The sequence below is a fragment of the Streptomyces tricolor genome, assembly GCF_002155905.1.
In the GTDB taxonomy this organism is placed as follows: Bacteria; Actinomycetota; Actinomycetes; order Streptomycetales; family Streptomycetaceae; genus Streptomyces; species Streptomyces tricolor.
The window spans coordinates 1-1,085 of record NZ_MUMF01000134.1 but is presented as its reverse complement, the minus strand read 5'-3'; the positions used below and the strand labels follow the sequence as shown (position 1 = coordinate 1,085).

Here is a 1,085-nt window from a genome sequence, read left to right as displayed (position 1 = left end):
CGCCGTCGGCGGCCTGCGGGCCGGTGGTGGCGGCAGTCGGCTCGCTGGTGGTGGCGGTCGGTTCGCCGGTGGGCGTGGTGGGCTCGGCCGTGATCGCGGTCGGCTCGTCGGGCTTCGGGTCCGTTTCCGCTGCGGGAGCAGGGGCGGTCGACGGCTCCGCCTCCGCCTCCGGCGCCGGGGCCGCAGTCGCCTCGGCCGCTTCCGGCGTCACCGGCTCCGTCGTCGCGGTCTGGCTGCGCTCGTCAGCGGCCTTGTCCTCCGTCGGCGCGCTCTGCTCGGGCTGGGGCCTGGCGTCGTCTTCTGCCGGGTCTGCTGCCTCCGCCGGAGCCGCGGCTTCCTCGGTGTCCGCCGTGGTCGCGGTCTCAGGGACCTTAGCCTCGGCCTCTTCCGTTTCCGTGGCCTCCGCCTTCGGCGTGCCCTCTGCCGGGGCCGGCTCCTCGGGCTTCTCCTCAGCCTTGTCCTCGGCCGCGGTCGGGGTTTTCGCCTCGGGCTTCTCCTCAGGCTTCTGCGGAGGCTCAGCCTCGGCCTCGGCCCTGGTCGGAGCAGGGGTCCCCGGGGACTGGTGGGGGATCTGGACGTTGGTGAAGGCCGCTGTCACCAGTTCGTGTTCCTCGGGGGAGGAGGGGGACTGGTCGGTGGAGGGCTGTGCGGGGGTGTCGGGCGTACCCTCCGGCTCGGTGGCTCGGGGTTTGCGTGAGCGGCCGAATGCGTTTCGCAGGAGAGTGAGAATGCCCATGTGCGCAACCCTTCGCGTGAGGTTGTAACCCGTCAATCGCTGGCCAGGACGGACACGTAAGGTTAGCGGCCCCATGTGGCCGGACCGTGTCAGTGCGGGGATGTGATGGCCCGAGCCGCGGCCACCTCCTGGCGGAGGGGCTCCAGGACGCTGCCCGCGGGGCCGGTGAGGTCGGTGCGGACGGCTGTCAGGGTCTCCGCGCTGCGCACCCCCTCGGACAGTTCCCGGAGTTGCAGGGCCACCTGCGCGATCTCCCCGCCGGACGGGGGCGCAGCCCCGTGCCGGACGCGGACACGGGCCGCCGTCGTGGCGTCCACGATGCGTTCCACGGCGACCACCAGCGGCCACC

General features: G+C 73.3%; 2 pseudogenes. Both read right to left on the bottom strand.

Annotated features, from left to right (window positions below):
• Positions 1-736 (bottom strand): annotated as a pseudogene (locus CCN44_RS10965) (hypothetical protein); the annotation flags it as partial.
• An 89-nt stretch (positions 737-825) separates the two neighbouring features.
• A pseudogene (locus tag CCN44_RS10960) lies at positions 826-1,085 on the bottom strand (FUSC family protein); the annotation flags it as partial.